This is a genomic window from Xanthobacter sp. DMC12, assembly GCF_056314105.1.
Genome location: NZ_JBQUYZ010000002.1, coordinates 969,948 through 990,769, shown reverse-complemented (window position 1 = coordinate 990,769; position 20,822 = coordinate 969,948). Strand labels below are relative to the sequence as shown.

Here is a 20,822-nt window from a genome sequence, read left to right as displayed (position 1 = left end):
TTCCCCGAACATCCGAGAGACGTGATGGCGCGTGACGTGAAGAAGGTGGTGCTGGCCTATTCCGGCGGGCTCGACACCTCGGTCATCCTGAAGTGGCTCCAGACCACCTACAATTGCGAGGTGATCACCTTCACCGCCGACCTCGGCCAGGGCGAGGAGCTGGAGCCGGCGCGCAAGAAGGCAGAGCTGCTCGGCATCAAGCCCGAGAACATCTTCATCGAGGACGTGCGCGAGGAATTCGTGCGGGACTACGTGTTCCCCATGTTCCGCGCCAACGCGCTCTATGAGGGGCTGTACCTGCTCGGCACCTCCATCGCCCGCCCGCTGATCGCCAAGAAGCAGATCGAGATCGCCCGGAAGATGGGCGCCGACGCGGTCGCCCACGGCGCCACCGGCAAGGGTAACGACCAGGTGCGCTTCGAGCTCGGCTACTACGCCCTTGAGCCTGATATCACCGTCATCGCCCCCTGGCGCGAGTGGGACCTGACCTCCCGCACCCGCCTGCTGGAATTCGCCGAGGCGCACCAGATCCCCATCGCCAAGGACAAGCGCGGCGAGGCGCCCTTCTCGGTGGACGCGAACCTGCTGCACTCCTCCTCCGAGGGCAAGGTGCTGGAAGACCCGGCCGACGACGCGCCGGAATACGTCTACCAGCGCACCATTTCCCCGGAAGAGGCGCCCGACGAGGCCACCCTCATCACCATCGCCTTCGACAAGGGCGACGCGGTGGCCATCAACGGCGAGGCGCTGTCCCCCGCGACCCTGCTCACCAAGCTCAACGAGCTGGGCAAGGCGAACGGCATCGGCCGCCTCGACCTCGTGGAGAACCGCTTCGTCGGCATGAAGAGCCGCGGCATCTACGAGACCCCCGGCGGCACCATCCTGCTGGCGGCCCATCGCGGCATCGAGAGCATCACGCTCGACCGCGGCGCGGCGCACCTCAAGGACGAGCTGATGCCCCGCTATGCGGAGCTGATCTACAACGGCTTCTGGTTCTCGCCCGAGCGGGAGATGCTGCAGGCCGCCATCGACCATTCGCAGGCCTATGTGACCGGCGAGGTGACGGTGAAGCTCTACAAGGGCAACGCCACCGTGGTCGGCCGCAAGAGCCCCTACTCGCTCTACAATCAGGAGTTGGTCACGTTCGAGGAAGGCGCCGTCGCCTACGACCACCGCGACGCCGCCGGCTTCATCAAGCTCAACGCGCTGCGCCTGCGCACGTTGGGCAGCCGCGCCCGCAAGATCTCCGAGTAAGATCGCGGTCGCCGGGGGCAGGCGCTTTTTGCGCTTGCCCCCGGCATCGGCTCGGACACACTCCGTCCCGGATACGGGGGGCGGAATCATGGATCGTCGTGAGCTTCTGAAAGGCGCCGCGGGCTCGACACTGCTCGCGGCCACGGCAGCCATGCCGGCGCAGGCGGACGCGGCCATGCCCATCCTGCGCATCCACCCCACCATCGGCATTGCCCGCGTCGGCAACAGCCCGGACTATTACCTCGCCCCCGAGACCGCGGCCGGCGACCTGCCCGCCTCCGGCGAAGGCCTGTGGGGCGGCCTGCCCCTCGATGCCACCACTGGCCAGCCCCTCACCGCAGACGGCTTTCGCGATGGACAGGGCCGGCTGAAGCGGCAGGCCGTGCGCTTTCGCATCTATGCCTACACCGGCACCGGCTGGCCCACCGGCGAGAGCACCGAGATCACGCTCGGCGCGGTCATCGGCGGCAAGCGGGTGGTGGACATCGTGTGGCAGGCGCACCTCGCCAACAAGAAGCTCAACTGCTTCTCCATGGAGGATGCGCCCGGCCACTTCCCCGCTCTCGCCGGCTTCGCCGACGGCCGGCTCATGCCCATCCGCCGCCCGCAGGACGGCCCCCTCGACAGCCCGGATCGCCTCAGGCGCCTCATCATCGATCCCGGCCCACGCGCCCTCTCGGCCCGCGCCGATCAGGGCCGCGTCGCCGCCTTCGCCCACGGCACGCCCGCGAGTTGCCTCGGCGACGGCGGGGCCGTGCGGGCGCTGCCGGACTATCCGGAGAGCTTCCCGCAGGACCATTTCTCCCTGCACGTCCCGGCCGATCCGCTGACCAGCCTCGGTGACATGCGGGTGGAGGCCGGCACGGGCCGCCTCATCCTCGCCGGCGGCTTCGGCGCGACGGTGGGCATCATGTCGCCCGAGGGCAAGCCGAACGTGAACGAGCGCAGCGGGGCGGAGAACACCAACTGGTTCGACGACATCGGCGACGGCCCGGTCTCCGCCCGGATTTTGTTCGAGGACGGCTCGACGCTCACGGCTGCGCCGGCCTGGGCGATGTGCGGCGATCCCGGCTTCGCGCCCCAGACGCGCAACGTCGTCACCGCATGGGATGAGGTCTACGACACCTTCGTCCGTCAATTGGCGCTGGAGCCGGCGCTCTACGCGGGCGGCGCCTTCAGCCCCGGCTTCACCGCCTCCTTCGCGGACGATGCCCGCCCGCTGTTCCATGCCGTGATGCTCCAGCGCTGGAACACCAATCTGCCGGCGCCGGCCATCGCCGCCCACAACCGCATCGGCGCCATCGCCCCGGCCGACCGGCCCACCGACAAGATCCCGGACTTCGACGCGCTCATCCGCAACCCGGACAACCCGAAGAGCCTCCTCCAGGGCACACCCATGATGCCGCTGGCGCTGGGCGATACGGACCGGCCGTTCCTCACCCTCACGCCCACGCAATATTACCTGCTGCGGCAGTGGCATAAGGGCGCCTTCACGCCCGAGCGCCGCCTGAAGCTGGGCGCGGGCGAGGAGATGGACCGGGTGGCGCTGGCCAATTGCCTCGGCGGGCGCTTCAGCCCCGGCATCGAGGTGTCCTATCCCGTGCGCGACCCGAACCTCTTCGTGCAGGACTGGGCGCGCACGCCAGGCGGACCATTCCGCATCAACGCCGCGCCGCTCGATTATTCCAAGGCGCGCGCGGACCGGGCCTTCCTCACGGTGGGCTACATCCCCCTGCGCAACTTCCCTCTGGAGCCGGGCGACTTCTCCAAATTCATGGCCGCGCCCTGGCACACGGACTACAACCACTGCGCCTCCCACCCGCCGGAGAGCCCGTCCAACACCGACCAGACGCTCTACTGGTCCTGGCCCGCCGAGCGGCCGGTGGTGGTCTATCCGCAGGCGCTGGCGCGCTTCGATCCCGCCACCGGCTGGACGCCGGGACGCCAGCTGTTCGCCGTGCGCGGCGGGGGAACGACCACGATCTACCCGGCCAATGCGGGGCGCTTCCAGCGGGCCGCGGACTTCCTCCTCAACTGGCACAAGGTCGGCTTCGTTGTGCAGGCGAGCCGGATCAATCCGGAGGCCCGACCCGCCACGGCGGACGACCCGTTCCTCGAAGTCGCCTGCTTCTTCGAGAACGACACGAGCCAGATGGTCGCCCCTTGGCCCACCTTCAACACGCCGCCCGCCCCGTGAACGCTGCGCCGGAGCGGGTGGGCATCGCCATCATCGGCGCCGGTCCCGCCGGCTGCGCCACAGCCATCGCGCTGGCGCGGCACGGCATCGGCGATGTGGCGCTGTTCGAGGCTGGCGCAGGCAATGGCCCCCGCATCGGCGAGACCATCCCCGGCGCCGCGCTGCCGCTGCTCTCCCGCCTCGGTGTCGTGGAGCGCTTCACGGCGCGCGGGCATCTGCCGTCGCTGGGCTCGACCGCCGTGTGGGGCAAGGCCGAGCCTCACCACAATGACGGCTTCGCCAACCCCTTCGGCGGCGGCTGGCATCTCGACCGCGCCGGCTTCGATGCCGATTTGAGGGCCGAGGCGCAGGCTTTGGGCGTGGCCCTCCACGCGGGCCGGCTGCGGGGGATGACGCCGGAGGGGGCGGGCCACCGCCTCCGCTTCGAGGGCGCGGACGGGCCGTTCGAGGTCACCGCCGACCTCGTGGTGGATGCGAGCGGCGTGCGCGGGGCGGCGCTGCGCAGCCTGAAGGTGGCGCGCAATTCCGTCGATGCCATCGCCTTTCACTGGAGCCTCCTCACCCTCGCGGAGCCGGAGGCGATGCCCGCCCGCACCTTCCTCGAAGCCGCCCCCGACGGCTGGTGGTATGCGAGCCGTATCCCCGGTGGGCAGGTGGTGGTGGGCGTCGCCACCGATGTGGGCGCGCGCTTCCCCGATGGCGCCGCCTTCCGCGATGCCCTCGCCGAAACCCGCCTGATCGGCCTTGAGATCGCGCGCGGCCACCCGCTGGATGGGGGCGCCCCACGCATCGCCATCGCCCCCACCGCCATATTGAGCGCCGTCGCCGCCCCCGGATGGCTCGCCGTGGGCGATGCCGCCGCCTGCCTCGATCCTTTGCTCTCGCAGGGCCTCACCCGCGCGCTGGAGGACGGCCTCGCCGCCGCCGACGCCATCGCTGGAACGCAGGCGGGGGACGCCGGCGCGTTCAGGGCCTATCAGGACCGCCTGTTCGCCCGCTTCACCGCCGGCATGCGGCTGCGCGCGGCCTTTTATGCCGGCGAGACCCGCTGGCCCGACGCGCCGTTCTGGCGCCGCCGGCAGACCCAGGCGGCCGCCTAGGACTCAGCGCCCTCCCCGGGCCCGGGAATGAGCACCCGCAAGGCGTTGAGGATGACCACCACGTCGATGGCCTCCTGCAGGAGCGCGCCCTGCACCGGCTGGAGATAGCCCAAGGCAGCCACGACCATTCCCGCCAGCGACAGGCCGATGCCCCAGCGCACGCTCTGCCGCGCGATGGCGAGGGAGCGGCGGGCGATGGCCATGGCCTCGGCGAGGCGGTCGAGCCGGTCCACCAGCAGCACCGCATCGGCCACCTCGGCGGAAGCCGCCGCGCCCCGCGCGCCGAGCGCGACGCCGATGTCCGCGGCGGCGAGCGCGGGGGCATCATTCACGCCGTCGCCCACCATCATCACCGCGCCGCCATTGGCGGTCTCCCGCGACAGCGCGATGTGCGCGATCTTGCCTTCGGGCTTCAGTTCACCGGTCCAGGCATCAAGGCCGAGGTCGCGGCCTACCGCATCCACCGCCTCGGCCCGGTCGCCGGAGGCCAGCGCCACGTGCAGCACGCCACTGCGGCGCAGCGCGGCGATCATGTCGGCGGCATCGTCCCGCACCGGATCGGCAAACAGCAGCAGCCCCGCCGGCCGCCCATCCACGGCCACCGCCACCACCGCACTCGCGGGGGGAAGCTGCGCGCGCAGTTCGCTCCAGTCGCCGCTGGCGCGGGCGGCGACATAGGCCGTGCCTCCCACCGCGACGGTGCGGCCATCCACCCAACCTTCCAGTCCCGCGCCACCGTCTTCCTTCACCGCGCGGGGTGGCGAAAGGGAGAGGCCCCGCTCCTGCGCGGCGTGGACCAGTGCGCGCGCCACCACATGACTCGACGCCTGATCGAGGGAGGCGGCGAGGCGCAGCACCTCCTCGGGCTCGAAGTCCGGCGCGGTGCGCACCTCCTCCAGCTCGGCACGGCCGTGGGTGAGGGTGCCGGTCTTGTCCACCACCAAGGCGCGGACGCGGGCGAGCTTCTCCAGCGCGCCGCCGCTCTTCACCAGCACGCCGCGCTTCGCCGCCCGCGAGAGCCCGGCCATGAGCGCCACCGGCACGGCGAGGATGAGCGGACAGGGCGTCGCCACCACCAGCACCGCCAGCGCCCGGCGCGGATCATGCGCGAGGATCGCCGCGCCGATGGCGAGGGCGAGGGAAACGAGGAGGAAGGCCAAAGCATAGCGGTCGGCGAGGCGCACCATGGGCGCCCGGCTCGATGCCGCCTCCTCCACGAGGCGAACGATGCCCGCATAGGTGCTGTCCGCCGCCGGCCGCAGGATTGCGAGATCGAAGGCATCACCGGCATTGACCGCGCCGGAGGGTGCCTCCTCGCCGTCCTCAAGCCGAGACGGGCGCGTCTCTCCGGTCAGGGAGGACAGGTCCAGCACCGCCGGCCCGCCGATCACCGCGCCGTCGGCAGGCACCGTGTCGCCGGAGCGCACCAGCACGCGGTCGCCGGCCACGAGGTCCACCGCCGGCACCACCACCAGCCCGCCGTCCCGGTGCACCACCGCGTCACGCGGAGCGCGGGCCACAAGCGCGGTCATCTCCCGCCGCGCCCGGCCCTCCGCGAATCGTTCCAGCTGCTGGCCGCCCGCATACATGAGCGCGACCACGTTGCCGGCCAGCGGCTCGCCGAAGGCCAAAGCCGTCGCCATGGAGAGCGCGGCCAGAACGTCGAGCCCGAACCGGCCCGCGCGCAGGGAGCGGGCGATATCGACGAGCAGCACAGCCAGCACCGGTACCGTGCCGACCGCGAAGGCGGTCGAGGCGGCTGCCTTCATCCCCGCGAGCTGCAGCAGCAGCCCCACCGCCAGCGGCACCACGGCGGCGGCGAGCAGGAGGGTGCGGCTGCGCCCGGTGGCAGCCTCGCTCTGGATATGGCCCGGCTCCGGCATCTTTCCCCCGTGCGGCGATTTGGTCGCACTGACGTCGCTGTTGTCGCGCGCAGATCAGATTGTTAGAAGAGTTCTAAACAGGAGTCACCCGGCATGTTGTCGTTCCTCTCCGGCCGCCGCCGGTTCGCAGACCTTTCGGAGCGGGAAATCCTCGCCCTCGCCATCTCCTCCGAGGAGGACGACGCGCGCATCTATATGGAATACGCCGAGGCGCTGCGCGGCGAGTATCCCGACACGGCCAAGGTGTTCGAGAGCATGGCGGCGCAGGAGCGCGGCCACCAGACGAGCCTCACCCGTGAATACGAGCGGCGCTACGGCGGCACCGTGCCGCTGATCCGCCGCGAGAGCATCGCCGGCTATTATGGCCGCCGGCCGGTCTGGGCCGTGGTCAATCTCGGCATCGACCGCATCCGCTCCGAGGTGGGGCGGATGGAGGACGAGGCCGCCACCTTCTATCTGAAGGCGCAGAAGAAGACGTCCGATCCCGACACCCGCAAGCTGCTGGAGAGCCTCTACCAGACCGAACTCCAGCACGAGGAGATCGCCGGCAACCTCGCCGACCGCTATCTGCCGGCCGACAAGAAGAAGGAAGAGGACGAGAAGGCCCGCCGGCAGTTCCTTCTCACCTTCGTGCAGCCGGGCCTTGCCGGCCTGATGGATGGCTCGGTCTCCACCCTCGCCCCCATCTTCGCCACCGCCTTCGCCACGCAGGATTCCCACACCACCCTGCTCGTCGGCCTCGCGGCGGCGGTGGGCGCGGGCATCTCCATGGGCTTCACCGAGGCCCTGCACGACGACGGCGTCATCTCCGGCCGCGGCTCGCCGGTGAAGCGCGGTCTTGCCTCCGGCATCATGACGGCGGTCGGCGGCCTCGGCCATGCCCTGCCCTACATCATCCCGGAATTCTGGACCGCGACGGCCATCGCCATCATCGTCGTGTTCGTGGAATTGTGGGCCATCGCCTTCATCCAGAACCGCTACATGGAAACGCCGTTCTGGCGCTCGGTCTTCCAGGTGGTGCTGGGCGGCGCGCTGGTGCTGGCGGCGGGCATCTTCATCGGCGGCAGCTAGTCGAAGACGCGCTTGACTTAGAGCGCACTCTAACCCGTAGCTTCCTGTGCGTCGTGACGAAACAGGTGCTCATGAAGATCGGTGAACTGGCCAAACGCTCGGGACTTTCGGCCCATACGATCCGGTATTACGAACGGATCGGGCTGCTTCCCTATGCCGACCGGGATCGATCGAGCCAACGGGACTATGACGCATCCATCCTGACCTGGATCGAGTTTCTCGGGCGTTTGAAAACGACCGGGATGCCGATCCGTGACATGTTGCGCTATGCGGCCTTGCGGGAGCGCGGCCCCGGCACGGAAGCCGAACGCCGCGACCTGCTGAAACAGCATCGTGAGCGGGTTCGTGCCCATGTGGCCGAACTCGAAGCCTGTCTTCTCGTCCTCGACACCAAGATCGCCGGATACGCCGGCGAACAACAGAGGACGGCGGACTATGACGCAACACTTCCAGAGCGCCGGCGAAAGCCGGTTGGAACGCGGACAGCGCGCGCTCGCTGAAATCGACGGAGAGGCCGGGGCCAAGGTCATTGCTGCGCTGGCCGACGTTGCTCCCGACTTCGCCACCTACATCCTCGAATTTTCCTTCGGTGACATCTACAGCCGTCCGGGTCTCGACCTTAAGGCGCGGGAAATTGCTGCTATTGCGGCGATGACGGCGCTGGGCAACTGCGCACCGCAACTGAAGGTCCATATCGAGGCCGGTTTGAATGTCGGTCTTTCCCGCGAGGAAATCACCGAAGTCATCATGCAGATGGCTGTTTATGCGGGCTTTCCGGCAGCGCTTAACGGCCTGTTCGCGGCCAAGGAGATTTTCTCGCACCGGACAGATCAAGACATGGCGGGATGAGGCCATCGTTTCCAGAAGAGAGGAAGAAGCCTTTTGATGAATGGCACCGTCGTGATTTCCGGCTGTTCGCGTTGCGGGAAATCATGGCCCGCCGTGGCCCGGCGTGAGAGGCTGCCTCGTCCTGGGAGGCCCTCATGCGCGCCATGGTGCTGAAACAGATCGGCGGTCCCCTGCTCGCCGAGGAGCGGCCCGATCCCGTGCCGGGGCCGGGGGAGGTGCTCATCGCGGTCGGCGCCTGCGGCGTCTGCCGTACTGATCTGCATGTGGTGGACGGCGAGCTGCCACAGACGCTGCTGCCCATTATCCCCGGCCATGAGATCGTCGGGCACGTCGCGGCGCTGGGTGCCGGGGTGTCCCATCTCACAATCAGCGAGCGGGTGGGCGTCGGCTGGCTCGGCCGCGCCTGCGGCTGCTGCTCCTATTGCGAGGAGGGCGCGGAAAATCTCTGCGACACGCCGGTCTTTACCGGCTGCACCCGCGACGGCGGCTTCGCCAGCCATACGGTGGCTGATGCCCGCTTCGTCTACCCCCTCGGCGAGGACGGCGAGGACATCGCGCTGGCCCCTTTGCTCTGCGCCGGGCTGATCGGCTGGCGCACGCTGAAGATGGCGGGTGAGGGCAAGCGCATCGGCCTCTACGGCTTCGGCGCGGCCGCCCACATCATCGCCCAGGTCGCGCGCTGGCAGGGGCGCGAGATCTATGCCTTCACCCGGCCCGGCGACACGCGGGCACAGGATTTTGCCCGCACGCTCGGGGCCGTCTATGCCGGCGGCTCGGACGCCCCGGCGCCGGAGCCACTGGATGCTGCCCTCATCTTCGCCCCGGCGGGCGAACTGGTACCGCAGGCGCTGAAAGCGGTGCGCAAGGGCGGGCGGGTGGTGTGCGGCGGCATCCACATGAGCGACATCCCCGCCTTTCCCTATCGCTGGCTGTGGGAGGAGCGGAAAATCCTCTCCGTCGCCAACCTCACCCGCGCCGACGCCCACGAATTCCTCGCGCTGGCGCCCAAGGCCGGCGTTTCCACCCACGTCACGCCCTATCCCCTCGCCGACGCCAACCGCGCGCTCGACGACCTGCGCGGCGGCCGGCTGGAAGGGGCCGCCGTGCTGGTGCCGTGAGAAAGCATTTTCACGCGAAGGGGAAACCGGTTCGCATGAAGAAAATGCGGCTCGTGAAATTCCTTAGCGCTGCATCACATAGGTCCCCGGCGCCGGAGAGAGCACCGGATAGCCGGGCGCGCCCAGAGGCGGCAGGCCGCGGCCCGGAGCAGAGCGGGCGGAGAGCCACGCCTCCCACGCCGGCCACCACGAGCCCTCCTCCACCGGCGTCGCCTCCACCCACTGGTCGGGGCCGAGATGGTGATCGCCGTGGCGGGTCTCGTGCAGGCGGAAATGCCGGTGCTTGTGGCCCGGCTCGCTGACGATGCCGGCATTGTGCCCGCCCGAGGTCAGCACGAAGGTCACATCCGTGTCGGTCAATTGATGGATCTTGTAGACCGAGCGCCACGGCGCCACGTGGTCGCGTTCCGTGCCCACCACGAACAGAGGCACGCCGATGTCCTGCAAGGAAACCGGGCGGCCGTCCACCTTGTAGCGGCCGGCCGCTAGGTCGTTGTCGAGGAAGAGCTGGCGCAGATACTGGGAGTGCATGCGGTAGGGCATGCGGGTTGCGTCGGCGTTCCAGGCCATCAGGTCGCTCATGGGCGCGCGCTCGCCCATCAGGTATTCGTGGACGAGGCGCGACCAGACAAGATCGTTGGACCGCAGCATCTCGAACGCCCCGGCCATCTGCCCGGAGGAGAGGACGCCCTGGTCCCACATCATGCTTTCGAGCGTGTAAAGCTCGCCGGGATCGACGAACAACTGCAGCTCGCCGGCCTCGGAGAAGTCCGTCTGCGCCGCAAAAAGCGTCACGGAGGCGAGGCGGTCGTCGTCGGCGCGCGCCATGGCGGCGGCGGTGATGGAGAGCAGCGTGCCGCCGAGGCAATAGCCCACGGCGTGGACCTTCTCGCCCGGCACCACCGCATTGATGGCATCGAGCGCGGCCATCACGCCCTCGCGGCGATAGTCGTCGAAGCCAAGGTCGCGGTCCTCCGCCGTCACGTTGCGCCAGGAGAGGCAGAACACCGTGTGGCCCTTGGACACGAGATAGCGGATCAGCGAATTCTCGGGCGAAAGGTCGAGGATGTAATACTTCATGATCCACGCCGGCACGATCAGCACCGGCTCGGCGGCGACCGTCGCCGTGGTCGCACGATACTGGATCAGCTCCACGAGATGGTTGCGGAAGATCACCTCGCCGGGCGTCACCGCCACATTGCGGCCGGCCTCGAACGCCTCGGCGCCCACCGGCGGCTGGCCGGAGGCCTTGCGCGCCGCATCCTCCATGAAATTCCGCGCGCCCTGCACGAAATTGAGCCCGCCCGTCTCCCGCGCCCGGCGCAGCACCTCGGGATTGGTGAAAGGCGAATTGGAGGGCGAGAACACGTCCAACAATTGGCGGGCGGCGAAGGCCACCACCGCCTCGTTGTGGGGCGCGACGCCGGGCACGCCGTGGGTGGCGTTGTGCCACCACTGCTGGTTCAGCAAAAACGCCTGGTACCAGAAGCGGAACGGCCAGTCCTGCCACGCCGGGGCACTGAACCGCTCGTCCCCCGGCAGGGGCTGGATGCAGTTGGGAAAGCTGCGGTCGAAGCTGGAGGCCACCGTGTAGGCGCCGAGCCGCGCGGACTTGCGCCACGACTTCAGCGCAAGCTCCGCCTGCTTGCCGGGAGCGGCGGCGAGATGCATCCACCAGTCCATCAGGGACAGGGTCAGCGCGGTAGGCGACAGGCCCGAGGTGACGCGGGCGGAGAGCGCGGCGGCGGCGCGGTCCACCGCGCGCAGGGCTTCCGGCCCCGGCCCGTGCTCGAAATCCTCCTCGTCGTGGAAGGCCATCCGGGCCCACGCCTGTGCGAAGAGGCGCCCGGCCTCCGGCAGCTTGGAGAAGTCCATGGCGGCGCGCGCCAGATCGGCGGCAGAGGCCGGCGCACCCTGCGCGGGCACGGCGGGCGCGGGGGCAGGTGCGGCGACGGGCGCGCCACCCACGGTCTGGGGCTGGATACGGGGCGAATTGGCGGGCACGTTGACCATCGGCCGATCTCTTCAGGGCGCGGAGGCGCCCGGGATTGGAACACACGGCTGACGCGGGGCCGGAACGGGCCCAGCGTCGAGCCTTATGCTCAAGCTCTTGCTGCCTCAGCTTTTACCGCTTCTCGCGGCGCTTTGATGACGATCAGGCCGCGCCGAGGCCGGGCCGGCAATGATGCGCGTCAATCGGGCGCCGCGCCAACCTGCTCCCGGCAGGTGGCGCGGAAGGCCTTGGCGTTGTGTCGAAACAACGCCGCGTGCTGCCGCAACGCCCGCTTGCGCAGCCGCTTCTGCGCCCGGTCCATGGCGAGAGCGAGCCGCTCCCGCGTGCCGTCCTCCAGGGCCGCGCCTGACGCTTCCAGCATGGGCCGCAGGGTCTCTATGTCCTGATAGGCGCCGAGCAGGTCGCGCAGCCGCTGCGCCGCGCGGGCACGCTTCGCACCATGGCCGAAGGCTTCGGCGAGGAAACTCATCTGGTAGCGGTGGGTCACCACGCGCTTGCGCGCCTCGTGCATGGCCTCCGGCGTGTCGAAGGGCGCGCGGCGGGCCTGTTTGTAGGCTTTCACGAGCCCCTTGGGCACATCCGCCTCCCGCGCCTGTGCCACCAGCGTGTCGGCGAGGAGCGCTCGGGCGGAAACGAGGAAGCCGCCCAGCGTCGCGCGATGCTCGCCGCCATCCTCGGCTGCGTCCTCGCCCAGCGCCGCCTCGGCGTCGGTCTGGTCGCAGGGCAGGAGGAAGCCGCCCTTTGCCATCACCTCCAGCGCATCGCGGGCCGCCACCTGGTCGCGGGCGCCGGAGAGCGCGCGCGCCACCTCCGCCGTGCGCCGGCGCTCGGCCTTCGCATCGTCGCCCGGAATGAGGCGGAGCAGGGCGCGATACTGCTTCATGGCCTTGCGGGCGTCGTGGACCATCTCCTCGGGGTCGGGATCGGCCACCGCCGCGGCCACGGTCTCAAGGGTCGCTGCCAAGGCGTCCGCCAACGCGTCTCCCGGGGTGCGGGGCGGGGGCAGGCGTTCGGCATGGGGAATCGCGACATCCAGCATGGGCAAGTTTGCTCCGGAACCCGGGCTCAACGGTCGCACGCCGGGCCGGTTCCGTCCCGGTCCAGCATCAGGGCGGTGGCGATTCCCCCGGCGCCGGCGATGGCGCACAGCGCGCGGCCTGTCTCCATCGCTCTCAGCCGATGATAGCCCCGTACCGCCAGGATTGCACCCGAGGCGCCGATGGGATGGCCCCGCGCCAATGCGCCGCCCCCCGCATTGACCCGCGCCGGGTCGAGGCCGAGCCGCCGCATGGCCACGAGGGCCTGCGCCGCATAGGCCTCCATCAGCTCCACATGTTCGACATCGGAGGCGGCGATGCCCAGGCGGGCAAACAGGGCCTCCACCGCCGCGATGGGGGCAAGCGCGGGCACCAGCGGGTCGCCGCCGCGCGCCAGGCCCCCGGCAATCGTCACGTCCCCCGCCCGCGCCGGGCCGAGCAAGACGAGGCCGGCCGCATCCGCCTCCACCGCGATGGTGGCGGCGGTGATGCCATGGGCCGCATCGCCCGCGAGCACGGGCAAGCGGACCATGAGCGCCGGCGAGAGGCGCCGCGCGAAGGCATCTTTGGCAAGCCCGGCCACCGGCACGATCTCGCCCTCCGCCGCCGGCACCGCCAGCGCGCGGCGGTGGCTCTCGGCGGCGAAGGCCTCCTGCTCGGCGCGCGTGATGCCCTCCGCTAACGCCATGCCGGCGGCGGAAGCGTCGAGGGCAATCTCGCGTTCCGGCCAAGGGGTAAAGGCTGGCTGGCGATAGAAATCCGGCGCGCCGCCCGTCTCGCTCGGCCGGTGGGCACGCAGCGGCGCGGTGCTGAAACTCTCGGCGCCGCCCGCGAGCACATAGCGCGCCTCGCCCGCCGCGATGCGCGCCGCGCCGAGGCGGATGGCATCGAGGCCGGAGCAGCATTGGGTGTCGAGGGTGAGGGCGGGCACAGCCTCCGGCAGTCCCGCCGCCAACGCAGCGACGCGGGCCATGTTGCCGCCGCCGGAGAGGGCATTGCCGAGGATCACCTCGTCCACCGCCTCCGGCTTCACCCCCGCCGCCGCCAGCACCGGGCCGATCAGCGCCGCCGCCAGCGCAGGGGCCGGCAGGTCGCGAAAGGCGCCGCCGCGCGGGGCGACCGCCGTGCGCTTCGCGGCGAGGAGCGCGACTTTCATGACAGAAGCTCGCAATGCTCGGGCCACAGGCGGGCGACGGCGGGGAAGTCGGTCTTCCCCGTGGGTGTCATCGGCCAGTCGGTAACCCGCGCATAGAGGCGCGGCACCTTGAACAAGGGCAGGCGAGATTTGAGAAAAGCGATGAGGTCCGCGCGGGTGGGCGCCGCCCCTTCGGCGAGCGCGAGGAAGGCCACCAGCCGCTCGCCCCGCTTGCCGTCCGCCACCCCCAGCACGGCGGCGGCGGCGATGGCGGGGTGGGTCTCCAGCACCCGCTCCACCTCCTCGGGGAAGAGGTTCTTGCCCGAGGTGACGATCATCCGCCGCGACCGGCCCACGAGATGCAGGAAGCCCGCATCGTCGAGAAAGCCCATGTCGCCCACGCTCACCTCGTCGCCGCTCACATAAAGGTCCGGGCTGTCGCCGGTGGCATAGTCCATGAACAGGAAGGGGCTCGCCACGAACACCCGCCCCGTCCGCCCCGTCGGCAAGCGCCGCCCCGCCGCATCGCGGATGGCGAGGCGCACGCCGGCAAAGGCTCGGCCCACCGAGCCGGGCGGCACGTTTTCCGCCTCCTTCGCCACGGTGACGAAGGAGAGTTCGGAGGCGCCGTAGAATTCGGCAAAGGCGGCATTGGGCAGGAGGTGCGCGAGCATCTGCCGCCGCCCCGGCGGCCATTTGGCACCCGAGCAGAGCACGAGGCGCAGCCCCGGCAGGGTCTCGCCCTCGGCGGCGAGATGGTCCAGCAGCAGAGCGATCTGCGTCGGCACGCCGTAGAGCACAGTCGCGCCATGGGTCCGGGCCAGCTCGGCGGCGATGCGCGGGCGGAAGTGAGGGGCGAGGAGCACATGCGCCCCGGCATCGATGCCCCGCGCGAGCGCGTACAGGAACAGGGAATGGGTGAGCGCGCCGGGGGCGAGAAGCACGTCAGCGGCGCCGATGCCGAATTCCACGGTGTCCGCATCGAAGCTCGCGGTCCAGGAGCGGTGCGCGCGGCGATAGCCCTTGGGCAGGCCCGTGGAGCCGGAGGTGAAGCCCACATAAAAAGGCAGATCGGGATCGGGCTCGGAGATCGCCCCCGCCGGCCCCGCGCCGATCGCCTCGGCGAGCCCCGCCGCCCCCTGCCCCGGCGCGAGGCGGATGTCGCCCGCCTTGGCGCTCACGATCAGGCCGGGGCGGACCCGCTCCAGCACCTGACGCCGCTGGGCCTCCGGCCAGCCGGGATCGAGGATCTGCGCCTCCCGCCCAGCGCGGGCAGCGGCGAGGAACAGGATGGCAAGGGCCGCCCCGTTGGGCAGATCGAGCCCGATGCCGCCGGCCGATGCGGCCGCGAACCGCGTCGCGCAGCGCGCCACCAGCGCGTCGAGGGCGGCGTAGGTCAGCGTCTCGCCGGCGCAGGTGAGGGCCGGCGCCTCCGGCCGCTCCAGAGCGTGACGGGCGAGGTGGCGCGTGATGCTCACGGCCGGTGCGGCGCCGCGATCGACCAGTTGCGCAGGACCGTGGTGGCGAGCACGGCCGCGCCCACCGCCTTGATGAGGTCGCCCGGCACGAAGACGGACGCGCCGATGAGCGCCTTCAGAGGGCTGATATTGGCCATCACAGCCACTCCCGGAATGCCGAACGCATAGACCGTGAGGATGCCGCCGGTGACGGCGGCGATCAGCGCCGTCGCCAGCGCCGGCAGGTTGCGGGCGGCGAGGCGCTCGGCGACGAGGCCGGTGACGAAGCCGCCCGCGACATAGCCGATGAGGAAGCCTGCCGTTGGGCTCGCCAGCACGCCGAGGCCGCCGCGCCCGCCTGCCAGCAGCGGCGCGCCGAGCAGCACCACGAACACGAACAGCCCCACCGCCGCCGCCCCGGCGCGAGCACCGAGCAGCAGGCCGGCCAGCATCACGCCGAGGCTCTGGGCGGTGATGGGCACGCCGGCCGCGATTGGCAGGTAGATGGGCGGCACGAAGCCGAGCGCGGCAATGAGGGCGGCGACGAGGGCTATGCGCACCAGCGTGCGCGTCTCGAAGATCTGAGTGTCCATGGGTCTGTCCCCTTTTAGAATCTGGGCTTGCGCACCCGCCGGGGCCGGCGTGGCGCGCCGAAGCCGCGGGCGTCGAGGGCTTCCGCCACCTGATCGGACATGACGAGCGCGCCGGAAAAAAAGGCGCCGATGAGCGCCAGCCCCGGCCGGCGCGGACTGCGCGCCCGCCAGGCTTCCTCGCGGCCCCGCCAAGTGTCGAGCAGCACCGGCACGAAGCGCAAAACCAGCGCCACTGCCAGCGCGAGGCGTTCTGGATCGAGCCCGAAGCGCCTGAGCGGGCGCATGGGCAGCGCCAGCGCGTCCATCATGTCCTGCATGCGGGTGGAGAGGGTGACGAGATCGGCGAGCAGCACCATCACCGCGATGCGCAGCACACTCGCCATCGCCACCTCGACGGACGCTGCCCAGACCTGCAGCGCGAAGATGATGACGAGCAGCGGCAGGAGGCTCCGCCACTGGGCGAGCCGGCGTAGCCCCGGCCGGCCGAAGCTGGAAAAGACAATGAGAACGGCGGCCAGCGCCATGGCCAGCAGCACCGGGCTGTCCAGCGGCACGATCAGCACGGAGAGCACCGCGAGCGCGATGAGCTTCACCCCGGCGGGCAGGCGATGCAGCAGGCTGCGGCCGGAGAGATAGCCGGCGATCACGGCAGCGCCCTCCCGGCCTGTCGCGCCACGGCGATCTCGGCGCGGGCCCGCGCATCGGCCTCGTAGAGCGGGATCACGTCGGCCGGCGCACCATCCGCCGCCACCTCGCCGCCCTTCAGCCAGATGACGCGATCAAAGCCCGCGAACAAATCCACGTCGTGGCTCGCCATGACCAGGGTCACGTCGAGGGCGCCGAGGCGCGCGGCGAGGGTGAGGCGGGTGGTGAGGTCGAGGCTGGAAAAGGGCTCGTCCAGCAGCAGCACCGAGGGGCCGGCGGCCAGCGCCGAGAGGATGCAGACGAGCTGCTTCTGCCCCTCGGAGAGGTCCGACACCGCCCGCTCGCCCCAGCCGGCGCAGCCGTGGCGGGCGAGCAGCCGGTCGGCGGCCGCATTGGCCTCGGCCTTGGGCGTGCCCTGCTGGATGGGGCCGAAGGCGATCTCCTCCCGCACCGAGGGGAAGATGATCTGGTGGTCCACGTTCTGGAACACGAAGCCCACCGTCGCCGGCAGCTTGCGGCGGTCGCGGCGGGTATCGAGCCCCTCCACCGTTACCGTGCCGGCGTCGGGCAGGATCAGCCCGTTGAGCAGGCGCAGAAAAGTGGACTTGCCCGAGCCGTTGTCCCCGATGAGGCCGATGCGCCGCTCGGTGAGCGCGAGGTTGAGATTGGAGAAGACCGTGCGCGCGCCGCGCGTCACCTCGACCCCGGCAAGCCGCGCGAAGGGCGCGGCGACGGGGCGTGTGTCGACGGCGGCGGGCATCTCGCTCATGACCTCTCCTCGATAGCGTTCCTCCGATAAACGGTTCGCGCGGCGAGGCAAGAGCACCATAGGCATAGGCTGGCTCCCAAGGGTGCATTGCACACTGCGCGCCCGGCATTCCCGGATTGATTTCCGCGCCGGCCGGGCGCATAAATCCCGCCGATCAAATCGATTAAAATCCGGCGCACCCGAACGCCGGAACAGCGGAGAAAGCCATGTCCGGTCCTGCCGACCAGGGGAAAAACGGAACGATCGAGCGCAAGGGCGACCAGCCCGAGAAGCACGGCCTGAAGCTCCGGTCGCAGCTGTGGTTCGACAATCCGGACAATCCCGGCATGACCGCGCTCTATCTCGAGCGCTACCTGAATTTCGGCCTCACCCGCGAGGAATTGCAGTCCGGCAAGCCCATCATCGGCATCGCCCAGACCGGCTCGGACCTCTCTCCCTGCAACCGCCACCATCTGGACCTCGCCCACCGCGTCCGCGCGGGCATCGAGGCCATGGGCGGCGTGCCGTTCGAGTTTCCGGTGCATCCCATCCAGGAGACCGGCAAGCGGCCCACCGCCGCGCTGGACCGCAACCTTGCCTATCTCGGGCTCGTGGAAATCCTCTATGGCTACCCGCTCGACGGCGTGGTGCTGACCACCGGCTGCGACAAGACGACTCCGGCCTGCATCATGGCCGCCGCCACCGTGAACATCCCGGCCATCGTGCTTTCGGGCGGGCCGATGCTGAACGGCTGGTGGAAGGGCGAGCGCACGGGCTCCGGCACCGTGGTGTGGAAGAACCGCGAGCGCTTCGCCGCCGGCGAGATCGACTATGACGAGTTCATGGATGTGGTGGCTTCCTCCGCCCCGTCGGTGGGCCATTGCAACACCATGGGCACCGCCTCCACCATGAACGCGCTGGCGGAAGCCCTCGGCATGTCCCTGCCCGGCTGCGCGGCCATCCCGGCGCCCTATCGCGAGCGCGGGCAGATCGCCTACGACACCGGCAAGCGCATCGTGGACATGGTGTGGGAGGACCTGAAGCCCTCGCAGATCCTCACCCGCGAGGCGTTCGAGAATGCCATCCGCGTGAACAGCGCCATCGGCGGCTCCACCAACGCCCCCATCCACCTCAACGCCATCGCCCGCCATGTGGGCGTGCCGCTGAGCGTGGACGACTGGCAGAGCGTCGGCCACAAGATCCCGCTTCTGGTGAACCTGCAGCCGGCCGGCGAATATCTGGGCGAGGAATTCCACCGCGCCGGCGGCGTGCCGGCGGTGGTGGCGGAACTGATCGAGCAGGGCAAGATCCACGAGGGCGCGCTCACCGTGAACGGGCGCACCATGGGCGAGAACTGCAAGGGCAAGCTTTCCTGGGACCGCGAGGTCATCAAGGCCTATGACGCGCCGCTGAAGGAGGATGCCGGCTTCATCGTGCTGCACGGCAATCTGTTCGACAATGCGGTGATGAAGACCTCGGTGATCTCCGAGGAGTTCCGCGCGCGCTTCCTCTCCAACCCGAACGACCCGGACGCCTTCGAGGGCCGCGCCGTGGTATTCGACGGGCCGGAGGACTACCACCACCGCATCGACGATCCCTCGCTCGGGATCGACGAATACACCCTGCTCTTCATCCGCGGCACCGGCCCGCTGGGCTATCCCGGCGGCGCCGAGGTGGTGAACATGCAGCCGCCGGCCGCCCTGCTGAAGAAGGGCATCCATGCCTTGCCCTGCATCGGCGACGGCCGGCAGTCGGGCACCTCGGGCTCACCCTCCATCCTCAACGCCTCGCCGGAAGCGGCGGCGGGCGGCGGGCTGGCGCTGCTCAAGACCGGCGACCGGGTGCGCATCGACCTCAACACCTGCACCGCCGACATCCTGATCTCGCCGGAGGAGCTGGCCCAGCGCCGCGCCGACCTGCAGGGCCACGGAGGCTACAAGGCGCCGGAGAGCCAGACCCCCTGGCAGGAAATCCAGCGCTCCATGGTCGCCCAGTTCGACGAGGGCATGGTGCTGAAGCCGGCCGTCAAATACCAGCACATCGCCCAGACCATGGGCGTGCCGCGCGACAACCACTGATCGCCTTGCCGCCGGGCGGACTCTTTCCCGTCCGCCCGCGCCGGCCCTAATCTCTCCCCGCCGCCACGCCCCGGCGGCGAACGGGATTGCCCTCATGACCTCGCCCACAGACAAGCGCCGCGCCTTCCGCACGCTCCACGAGAGCGGCTGCTTCGTGCTGCCGAACCCGTGGGACGTGGGCACCACGCGCTATCTGGAGGCCGCCGGCTTCAAGGCGCTCGCCACCACCAGCGCGGGCTACGCCTTCTCCACCGGACGGCCGGACGGCGCGGTGGGACGGGACGAGATGCTCGCTCACATCGCCGATCTCGTCGCGGCCACCGCTTTGCCCATGAATGCGGATTTCGAGGCGGGCTATGCGCATGACCCCGCCGGTGTCGCCGAGAGCGTCACTTTGTGCGCCGAAACCGGCGTTGCCGGCCTCTCCATCGAGGATGCGACAGGGGATGCGGCGCATCCGCTCTATGATCTGGACGACGCGGTGGCGCGGGTGCGCGCGGCGCGCAAGGCCTTCGACGCGTCAGGCGCGGACGTGATCCTCACCGCCCGCGCGGAATGCTTCCTGGTGGGCCGGCCGGACCTCGGCGAGGTCATCACCCGCCTGAAGGCCTATGCGGCGGCGGGGGCGGACTGCCTCTATGCGCCGGGCATCAGGACGCGGGAGGACATCTCCGCCGTGGTGGAGGCGGTGGCGCCGCTGCCGGTGAACGTGCTGATGCCGGGTTCGACCGGGCTCGGTGTCGCCGATCTCGCCGGGCTCGGCGTGCGGCGCATCAGCGTGGGCAGCACCCTGAGCCGGGTCGCCTGGGGCGCCTTCATCGCCTCGGTGGAGGAGATCCGCGACGCGGGCACCTTCCAGAAATTCGCGGGCGCCGTGCCCTTCGCCGAGATCAACGGTTTCTTCCGCGCCGGGGGCGAAAAGTGATGTCCGGCGATCCGTCCATCCCCCTCGGCGCGCCCGTGGACACCGCCCCCGCCTGCCGGCCGGAGCCGACGACACTGGCGGGCCGCCACGTCCGCCTCGTGCCGTTCGACGCGGCGCGGCATGCGGCATCGCTCTTCACGCTCTCCCACGGGCCGGAGAAGGAGGTGCTCTGGGCCTATCTCTCCCCTGCCCCCTTTCCCGACGAAGCTGCCTTCACCGCCTTCTACGGTGAGGCCGCGAAGAAGGCGGACCCGCTGCTCTTCGCCATCGAGGAAGCGGACAGCGGCCGGGCAGTGGGCCATGCCACCTATATGCGCATCGAGCCGGCGCAGCGGGTGATCGAGGTCGGCAACATCCTCTACACCCCGGCACTCCAGCGCACGCGGGGCGCGACGGAGGCCATGTATCTCATGGCCCGCCACGCCTTCGAGACGCTCGGCTATCGCCGCTACGAATGGAAGTGCAACGCGCTCAACGCCCCCTCACGGCAGGCGGCGGTGCGCCTCGGCTTCACCTTCGAGGGGCTTTTTCGCCAGCACATGATCGTCAAGGGCCGAAACCGGGACACCGCCTGGTTCTCCCTGCTCGACCATGAATGGCCGCGCGCCAGAGCGGCCTTCGAGGCGTGGCTGGCGCCGGCAAATTTCGATGAAAACGGCCGCCAGCTCCGGCGGCTGGAGGACATTCGCGCCGGGCTGTAACCCCGCGCGACAATGAA

The 20,822-nt window shown here is 70.2% G+C and carries 18 protein-coding genes; 10 read left to right on the top strand and 8 right to left on the bottom strand.

All coding sequences use genetic code 11. The annotated features are described in order from the left end of the window. Positions 1-24: 24 nt before the first annotated feature. The 3 genes from ACT535_RS12710 (at position 25) to ACT535_RS12700 (ending at position 4,551) form a co-directional block, all read left to right on the top strand. Positions 25-1,254: an argininosuccinate synthase gene (locus ACT535_RS12710; RefSeq protein ID WP_168461459.1), complete on the top strand. Its 1,230-nt coding sequence runs from the start codon at positions 25-27 to the stop codon at positions 1,252-1,254. Between the two features lie 88 nt (positions 1,255-1,342). Continuing rightward, the gene (locus ACT535_RS12705; RefSeq protein ID WP_476364643.1) at positions 1,343-3,451 is read left to right on the top strand and encodes a LodA/GoxA family CTQ-dependent oxidase; all 2,109 of its coding nucleotides are present in this window, start codon (positions 1,343-1,345) and stop codon (positions 3,449-3,451) included. Beyond that, positions 3,418-4,551, top strand: coding sequence for a tryptophan 7-halogenase (locus ACT535_RS12700; protein ID WP_476364642.1), 1,134 nt, complete (start codon positions 3,418-3,420; stop codon positions 4,549-4,551). The genes ACT535_RS12705 and ACT535_RS12700 overlap by 34 nt, the downstream gene beginning before the upstream one ends. On the opposite strand, the gene ACT535_RS12695 is transcribed toward ACT535_RS12700, so the two are convergent. After that, positions 4,548-6,434, bottom strand: a complete 1,887-nt coding sequence (locus tag ACT535_RS12695; protein ID WP_476364641.1) for a heavy metal translocating P-type ATPase — start codon at positions 6,432-6,434, stop codon at positions 4,548-4,550. The two genes, ACT535_RS12700 and ACT535_RS12695, sit on opposite strands and share 4 nt — an antisense overlap. 93 nt (positions 6,435-6,527) lie before the next feature. On the opposite strand from ACT535_RS12695, the gene mbfA reads away from it, so the two are divergent. The 4 genes from mbfA (at position 6,528) to ACT535_RS12675 (ending at position 9,472) form a co-directional block, all read left to right on the top strand. Continuing rightward, positions 6,528-7,505, top strand: coding sequence for an iron exporter MbfA (mbfA, locus tag ACT535_RS12690; protein WP_168461472.1), 978 nt, complete (start codon positions 6,528-6,530; stop codon positions 7,503-7,505). Positions 7,506-7,576: 71 nt separating this feature from the next. Beyond that, positions 7,577-8,005 (top strand): MerR family transcriptional regulator, encoded by a 429-nt coding sequence (locus ACT535_RS12685; RefSeq protein WP_476364640.1) that lies wholly within the window; start codon positions 7,577-7,579, stop codon positions 8,003-8,005. Then, complete coding sequence (locus tag ACT535_RS12680; protein WP_476364639.1) at positions 7,941-8,354, top strand: carboxymuconolactone decarboxylase family protein; 414 nt, start codon at positions 7,941-7,943, stop codon at positions 8,352-8,354. The genes ACT535_RS12685 and ACT535_RS12680 overlap by 65 nt, the downstream gene beginning before the upstream one ends. Before the next feature lie 134 nt (positions 8,355-8,488). Beyond that, positions 8,489-9,472, top strand: coding sequence for a zinc-dependent alcohol dehydrogenase family protein (locus ACT535_RS12675; RefSeq protein WP_476364638.1), 984 nt, complete (start codon positions 8,489-8,491; stop codon positions 9,470-9,472). 63 nt (positions 9,473-9,535) lie between these two features. Here the strand turns inward: ACT535_RS12675 and ACT535_RS12670 are convergent, their stop codons facing one another. The 7 genes from ACT535_RS12670 to ACT535_RS12640 form a co-directional block, all read right to left on the bottom strand. Next, positions 9,536-11,290: a PHA/PHB synthase family protein gene (locus ACT535_RS12670; protein WP_476364720.1), complete on the bottom strand. Its 1,755-nt coding sequence runs from the start codon at positions 11,288-11,290 to the stop codon at positions 9,536-9,538. A 374-nt stretch (positions 11,291-11,664) separates the two neighbouring features. Next, positions 11,665-12,525: a CHAD domain-containing protein gene (locus ACT535_RS12665; RefSeq protein WP_476364637.1), complete on the bottom strand. Its 861-nt coding sequence runs from the start codon at positions 12,523-12,525 to the stop codon at positions 11,665-11,667. 26 nt (positions 12,526-12,551) lie between these two features. After that, complete coding sequence (locus ACT535_RS12660; RefSeq protein ID WP_476364636.1) at positions 12,552-13,679, bottom strand: thiolase family protein; 1,128 nt, start codon at positions 13,677-13,679, stop codon at positions 12,552-12,554. Further along, positions 13,676-15,136 carry an AMP-binding protein gene (locus tag ACT535_RS12655; RefSeq protein WP_476364635.1) on the bottom strand — a complete coding sequence of 487 codons (1,461 nt, stop codon included), beginning with the start codon at positions 15,134-15,136 and terminating at the stop codon, positions 13,676-13,678. Before ACT535_RS12655 ends, ACT535_RS12660 begins: the two co-directional genes overlap by 4 nt. Then, positions 15,133-15,708, bottom strand: coding sequence for a biotin transporter BioY (locus ACT535_RS12650; RefSeq protein ID WP_476364634.1), 576 nt, complete (start codon positions 15,706-15,708; stop codon positions 15,133-15,135). Before ACT535_RS12650 ends, ACT535_RS12655 begins: the two co-directional genes overlap by 4 nt. Positions 15,709-15,722: 14 nt before the next feature. Continuing rightward, complete coding sequence (locus ACT535_RS12645; RefSeq protein WP_476364633.1) at positions 15,723-16,355, bottom strand: energy-coupling factor transporter transmembrane component T family protein; 633 nt, start codon at positions 16,353-16,355, stop codon at positions 15,723-15,725. Next, positions 16,352-17,122, bottom strand: coding sequence for an energy-coupling factor ABC transporter ATP-binding protein (locus tag ACT535_RS12640; RefSeq protein WP_476364632.1), 771 nt, complete (start codon positions 17,120-17,122; stop codon positions 16,352-16,354). Before ACT535_RS12640 ends, ACT535_RS12645 begins: the two co-directional genes overlap by 4 nt. Positions 17,123-17,328: 206 nt before the next feature. Here ACT535_RS12640 and ACT535_RS12635 point away from each other — a divergent pair, with 206 nt between their 5' ends. The 3 genes from ACT535_RS12635 (at position 17,329) to ACT535_RS12625 (ending at position 20,805) form a co-directional block, all read left to right on the top strand. Continuing rightward, the gene (locus tag ACT535_RS12635; RefSeq protein WP_476324938.1) at positions 17,329-19,179 is read left to right on the top strand and encodes an IlvD/Edd family dehydratase; all 1,851 of its coding nucleotides are present in this window, start codon (positions 17,329-17,331) and stop codon (positions 19,177-19,179) included. A 94-nt stretch (positions 19,180-19,273) separates the two neighbouring features. Beyond that, entirely contained in the window at positions 19,274-20,104 is an 831-nt protein-coding gene (locus tag ACT535_RS12630; RefSeq protein WP_476364631.1) for an isocitrate lyase/PEP mutase family protein, read from the top strand. Then, on the top strand, positions 20,104-20,805 hold the full coding sequence (locus ACT535_RS12625) for a GNAT family N-acetyltransferase (RefSeq protein WP_476364630.1): 702 nt from the start codon (positions 20,104-20,106) through the stop codon (positions 20,803-20,805). The genes ACT535_RS12630 and ACT535_RS12625 overlap by 1 nt, the downstream gene beginning before the upstream one ends. Positions 20,806-20,822 lie beyond the last annotated feature (17 nt).